This is a genomic window from Frankia sp. AgKG'84/4, assembly GCF_023242965.2.
Classification (GTDB): Bacteria; Actinomycetota; Actinomycetes; order Frankiales; family Frankiaceae; genus Frankia.
Map to the genome: position 1 here is coordinate 1 of NZ_JALKFU020000292.1, position 6407 is coordinate 6407.

The following is a 6407-nucleotide window of genomic DNA, read 5'->3' on the forward strand; positions in this document are numbered from 1 at the left end:
CGCCGGGGTCGGCCGGGCGCCGCGGCCCGGCGTTGCGGCGCCTGGGCGCGCCGGGATCGTGGCGCTGCCACTGACCGGCGGGCCAGTTCTCCGGTGACGCGCCGCGGCGACGGGGATCGCGCCGCGCACCAGCTGACCCCTCGCCGCCGTCCCCGCGTTCCGCCGGGGGCGGTCCGTACCGTTGCGGCCGATCAGGCGGCCAGGTCATGGAGCCTCCCCCTCCTTGCTTCCACCGGGAGGTGAGCGTCCGCGCCGGTGGCGGTGTCCTGTGCCACGTCACCCGCCGAGCCGGTCACGCCCGCCGTGAGCGGACGAACGGAACACTCCCGGACAGCCTCTCATTCATCGCGGACAGACGACACCAACGCCGCTGCCGGCTACTGTCGGATCGGCGACGCGGTGAGCCCACGGCCACCCCCCGTACCGGCCCCGACGGCGCCGGTCGCCGGGATCCGCCGTTTCAGGACGCACCAGCGGATTCTTGGCGCACAGGCTGGCGTAAACGCGGCGACTATTCAGGGCGGTGCCCCCGCGAGTACCTGTGATGCCTCGACTCGCCCGCCGGCCCGACTTCGTGTCACCCCGCGGTCCGGCCGGGTGACCCCGCACTGCTGAACACATCACATATCGGGCACACAGGTTTACGCACCGCTCGGCCTTCCGCATCCTGACCAACCCGTGACGGCGGTGCCGCGTCGACCCCGACTCCCGAGCCCGGAGCCGGCGTCAACCCGCGACGACAGAAAGTTACGAATCGGCGGATATTACAGATCCGCGGCAACGGATCGCGCGCTCCCGTTAACGGCGAACCGCCCACATACACCTTCCCGGTTACCGCCGGATGGCAACCGTGATGTCACTGCGCGCCGCAGTCGCAACGATCGCGATGAGGGCGTGTCTGTACTCCAACAGGGCGCGGGAGCAGAGGCGAGCGGGGCGCTCCCGAGCTCATCCGGACTACTGCTTCGACGAAATACCGGTGCAGCCGGACAGAAGATGTTCCCCGCCGTGGGGCGGCGTCCGGGCGGTGGCAGTACTACCCGTCGAAGCCCGGCCGCCCTACCGTTAGCGGTATGAGTGCCCAGTCCGACCAAAGCACACCCCGAGCGCCGAGCGCGGGGGTACCCACGGGAACCGCGGGTGAGCACGGCCAGAACGTCATCCCGACCAGCGACACGGACGTTGTCCGGAGCCAGCCGGATCCCCCGGCCACGGCGTTGGATTCCGGCGGGACAGATCCGGATTCGGCCCTTGCCTCCGCCGCCGAGTCGGCTGCCGGCGACCCGGATCCCCTGCCGCCTTCCGGACGTGAACCAGGCCAGGCCAACCACGATGAGGAACCACCGACCGCGTTCCGGCGATTTATGGCGACCGGCTGGGCGCCGATGGACAACGCTCTGCCATCTCGTGATGACTGCGCACCCTACACGGCGAAACGCCGGGCCTTGTTGGGCTCCCGCTTCCCGGGCGACGCCCTGGTCGTGCCCAGCGGCGGTCTGCGGGTGCGGGCAAACGACACGGATTATCCGTTCCGTCCGGGAAGTGACTTCTTCTGGTTGACAGGTTGTCATGAACCTGACGCCGTGCTGGTTCTGCTACCCAACGCGGCCGGCGAGCACCTGGCGACGCTGTATGTCCCCGACCGGTCCGACCGGTCCAGCTCGGCGTTCTATACGGACCGTCGATACGGGGAACTCTGGGTGGGACCCCGTCCGGGGGTTCGGGAGACAGCGGCGGCGCTGGAGATCGAGAGCCGACCGCTGACCGAACTTCCGAACAGGCTGGCCCGGCTCGCACCGGGAAAGACCCGGGTGCTGCGCGAAATCGATCCGCAGGTCGACCGCTCGGTGCTGCGGTGGTCAGCTCCCGGATCGACAGACGATCGGGATCGGCGGCTCGCCCAGACACTTTCCGAGCTGCGCCTGCTCAAGGACGACTTCGAGATCGCCCGGCTGGAGGAGGCCGTCGCCGCGACGACCCGCGGCTTCACCGAGTGCGTGGGGGAAATCGGCCACGCGATGGGGCTGCCCAACGGGGAGCGGTGGCTGGAAGGCACCTTCTGGCGGCGGGCCCGGGTGGAGGGCAACGACGTCGGATATGGCTCCATCGTGGCCTGCGGCCAGCACGCGACCACCCTGCACTGGGTGCGCGACGACGGGCCGGTGCGAGCCGGCGAACTCGCCCTGCTGGACATGGGGGTGGAGGGGCCGTCGCTCTACACCGCCGACGTCACCCGCACGCTGCCGATCACGGGCCGGTTCACCGAGCTGCAGCGAAAGGTCTACGACGTGGTGCTACGCGCTCAGCAGGCCGGTATCGAAGCGGTCCGGCCGGGCGCGTCCTTCATGGACCCGCACCGTGCGGCAATGCGCGTCATAGCCGCCGCTCTGGACGACTGGGGCCTGCTTCCCCAGGGTGCCCAGGCATCCCTCGCCACGGATCCCCAGGCGCCGGGAGCGGGCCTGCACCGGCGGTACACCCTGCATTCCACGTCGCACATGCTGGGCCTGGATGTTCATGACTGCGCCCAGGCCCGGGACGAGACCTACCGGGACGCCGCCCTGGAGCCTGGCATGGTGCTCACCGTGGAACCCGGGCTGTACTTCCAACCCGACGATCTGACCGTTCCCCCAGAGCTTCGCGGCATCGGGGTCCGGATAGAAGACGACATCCTGGTCACCGGCCAGGGATGGCGGAACTTGTCCGCGTCGCTTCCCCGAACCTCGGAAGACGTCGAAAACTGGATGGGCCGGCATCTGCCGAACTGACGGAACGAACAGAGACGGCGACAGCCCGCGTCGGCGGGGTCAATCGTTCCTGCCACACCGGCCCGACCGGTGTGGCAGGAACCCGCCCTGGTAAAACGTGACCAGCAGGTCCCGGGCCAGTGGGGCGCGCGTCCCGCGGCCGAATACCGCGGGTGCGCCAGGTGCTACATGGTCCACTGCTTCGAGCCTCGACTAGGAAAGTCGCCAAGGCCAGGACTAGTGGGCCTTGTCGTACGCCTCAACGATGTTGGAGGCGATACGGCCACGGTCACTCACCGTGTAACCGTTGCTGCGCGCCCACTCACGAATGTCGGCGGTGCGGTCGGTTCCGCCGGTACGCCGCGAAGGGGTACGCACGCCGCGCCGCCCGCCCGCCGCACGACCGCCGGAACGACGGGCCGCGGTCACGAACGGAGCCAGCGACTCACGCAACTTCGTCGCGTTCTTCTCCGACAGGTCGATCTCATACTGCGCACCGTCGAGTCCGAAGCGGACAGTCTCGTCGGCCTCTTCTCCACTGAGATCGTCAATCAACGAGACGATGGTCTTCTGGGCCATGCCACACTCCTTCAGGTCAGCGGACCGCTGAACTCACGCGTCTAGTATTACCACGAGAACACCTGGAACTGTCGCGCCTGGTTCGACTGACTCGCGGCTTGGGCCGGCGAACACGAAGACGCGCGACGCTGTGGCGGTCGGAGTGCGGAACCCAAAGACAGCGTCCAAGCTCGGCATGATAGGGGGCGATCATGTTCTGCGAATCACACCTTCCCAGCCGAAACGCCGACCGCAAGCGGACAGTTGGGCCGCCGTCGGCCACCCGGCGGCCATGTCCACCGACCTTGGGACACCGATCGTGTTCGTCTACCGACTCCGCGGACGATTGCCAGGCAATCGACCAGCATCAGCCCGCGGCTGCTTTGGGGCGCTCGTGCCGCGAGCGGAACCGACCGGTACGAATGCCAATGGGGATCGTGGTGGCGGATGAGTACGCCTGATTCAGGCGCCGCCCCTAAGGCTCGGCGCACGGATGAGTACCCACGGACGTGGGTGGTGGACGGTGCCAACGTGATTGGCGCCCGCGCCGACGGCTGGTGGCGTGACCGTCCGGGTGCGGCCAGGCGTCTGGTCGCCGAAATCGCGGCGTGGACCGCCGCCACCAACTCCGATCCCGTCCAGTCAGGACAGGAAGAATTGCCCGCACGGATCGTGGTCGTTCTTGAGGGTGCCGCCCGGTCGGGGATCCCGGCCGGCGAGGTCGACACGGAGCCGGCGCCGGTCACCGTCGCACCGGCGCGGCGGCCGGCCGTCGTCGTCATGCACGCGCCGGGGCACGGCGACGACGCCATTGTCGCGGCCACCGCGGAAGCCGGCCCGGGTCCACTGGTGATCACTTCTGATCGCGCGCTCGTCGAACGGGTGCGTGCACTCGGCGCCGACACCCGCGGTGCGCGCTGGCTTCGGGAGCGCCTCGACAGCTGAGCGCCGGGCCGTACGGCGCAGGGCCCGCGGGCGCCGGAAAGACGGCGGCGAGGCCGGGCCGCGCGACGGGCTCCGGTAATCCGGCGGCGGCCGCGACCGGCCACCGCTCCAGGCTCACCGCAAGGCGCGTGCCGGCCGTGGAACGTCGACGGAGCAATTTACCCTCGCGGCCACCGATCGACGCCTTCTCGGGCTTTCTGGGGCGCTCCGCGGGCCGCCAAATCCGCCCGTCGCCACCGTGGTTCCACCAGCCGGCCGCGGGCGGGTCCACCGACCCACGCTCGTTGCGCCCAGGCCGCCGTTCACGGCCCCGGTCCCCAACCCAGGCGCCCGGCGGGTCCGGTCATGCTCAGGGGCGCTCAGCGGCCCCCGCAAGCGGCGCCGCGACCGGCCCCCACAACCGGGTGCGATCCTGTGCCGGGCAGACATCGCCTCGCACCGGATCGGACGGCGTACCGGGATGGCAGGCCCGGTCACGGGCCGCCGCGAAAGCGGCGGGGATCGCGGGGCCCGGCTGAGCAACGCGACCACGGCTGAACACGGACCACCGAAAGCGTCCCCGGGTGCCGCCAAGCCCGCGGCCGGCGGACCGGCCCGCACGCGGAAAGCCCCGCGTCAGCCGATGAGGATCCGGCCGGGCCGACGACCTCCCGCCGATGCGCGCGAAGGCCGAGCGAAGGGAACGCTGCCCAGGTCAGGCCCTGACGGGTCAGACCCCGACGGAAGCCGGTCGCCGCGGCGGCGGTCCGGCGGCGAGGCGGGCGCTGTAACGGCCCCCCGCAACGCTGATCTCGAGTGGGATCCCGAAGCAGTCGGACAGCCGCGCGGCGGTGAGCACCTCGGCCACCGGGCCGGCCGCGCGTACCTGCCCGCGGCGGACCAGCAGGGCGTGCGTCATCCCGACCGGGATCTCCTCGACGTGGTGGCTGACCAGAACGGTGACGGGGGCCAGCGGATCGGCCGCGAACCGGGTCAGACGGCGCAACAGCGCCTCGCGGGCGCCGAGGTCGAGCCCCGAGGCGGGCTCGTCCAGCAGCAGCAGTTCGGGGTCGGTCATCAACGAGCGGGCGATCAGCACCCGCTTACGCTCGCCTTCGGACAGGGTCCCGAACCGCCGGTCGCTGAGCTCGCGGCAGCCGAACTGCGCCAGCAGGCCCGCCGCGCGGGCGAGATCGACGTCGTCGTACTGCTCATCGCCGCGGCCAAGCACCGACCATCCCGCGGTGACGACCGCGTCGAGGACGCGTTCCTCCGGCGGCGGCGACTCGACGAGCGCGGGGCTGACCACACCGACCCGGTAACGCAGGTCGAGGATGTTCACCGTGCCGAGGCGGTGGCCGAACAGATCGACGCCGCCGCCGGTGGGGAACAGCCGACCGGAGGCGACCTGCAGCAGAGTCGTCTTACCGGCGCCGTTGGGGCCGAGAACGACCCAACGCTGCCCAGGCGAGATCTCCCACGTCACGTCCCGCAACAGGAATGACCCGTCTCGCACGACATTGACCTTGTCGAGGCGCAGCACCGCGTCCGGCATGAGGCTCACGTTACGCGAACGCCATGCCGCCTATGCCGCCAGGACGATCCCGACACCGCCACACTCGCCGGGACCGTCCGCGAACCCGTCCCACCGGGGCCGCCGGGCCCGGCACCCGCCGGGCAGCCACGCGTCTCATGGCCCTCCTGGGCCGTCGGGCCCGGCCGCGAGATCGATCTCCGCCCAGACGACCTTGCCCTCGACGATCATCCTGACGCCGTGGCGCACCGCGATCCGCGACACCAGATCGAGCCCGCGCCCGGCCTCGTCCTCCGGCGCGGCCTGCCGGCGCCGCGGCAGTCGGCCGCCGCCGTCGGCGACCTCGATGACCGCCCGGTCACCGAAGCGGCGCAGGCGCACCGAGCACCGTGGCCGGCCGTGCCGCACGGCGTTGCTGGTCAGCTCGGACAGGACCAGCACGACGGAGTCGATGACCTCGGCGGACAGGCCGCCCAGGTTCTCCAACGCGAGGCGGCCCTGGGCCCGCACCTCCCGCAGGCCCTGCGCCCCGTCGACGGTCACGTCGAGCAGGCTCACACCGGCCACCGCCGCGCCGGGCAGCCGAGCGAACAGCAGCGCCACGGCGCTGTCCTCCGCCGCCGGCTCGCCGTCCCGGCCAAGGC

5 protein-coding genes are annotated in these 6407 nt (G+C 71.1%); 2 read left to right on the top strand and 3 right to left on the bottom strand.

The annotated features are described in order from the left end of the window. Positions 1–1385: 1385 nt before the first annotated feature. A complete protein-coding gene (locus tag MXD58_RS17135) occupies positions 1386–2768 on the top strand; it encodes an aminopeptidase P family protein (RefSeq protein ID WP_250609544.1) in 1383 nt (460 codons plus the stop codon). Between the two features lie 216 nt (positions 2769–2984). Here MXD58_RS17135 and MXD58_RS17140 read toward each other — a convergent pair whose 3' ends face one another. Continuing rightward, positions 2985–3326 (bottom strand): histone-like nucleoid-structuring protein Lsr2, encoded by a 342-nt coding sequence (locus MXD58_RS17140; RefSeq protein WP_248819489.1) that lies wholly within the window; start codon positions 3324–3326, stop codon positions 2985–2987. A gap of 495 nt (positions 3327–3821) precedes the next feature. On the opposite strand from MXD58_RS17140, the gene MXD58_RS17145 reads away from it, so the two are divergent. Next, positions 3822–4250 (top strand): hypothetical protein, encoded by a 429-nt coding sequence (locus tag MXD58_RS17145; protein ID WP_250609545.1) that lies wholly within the window; start codon positions 3822–3824, stop codon positions 4248–4250. A gap of 709 nt (positions 4251–4959) precedes the next feature. On the opposite strand, the gene MXD58_RS17150 is transcribed toward MXD58_RS17145, so the two are convergent. Beyond that, on the bottom strand, positions 4960–5784 hold the full coding sequence (locus MXD58_RS17150) for an ABC transporter ATP-binding protein (RefSeq protein ID WP_248838311.1): 825 nt from the start codon (positions 5782–5784) through the stop codon (positions 4960–4962). Positions 5785–5919: 135 nt separating this feature from the next. Then, positions 5920–6407, bottom strand: a 488-nt coding sequence (locus MXD58_RS17155; RefSeq protein WP_250609546.1) for an ATP-binding protein, incomplete at its 5' end; no start/stop codon positions are given.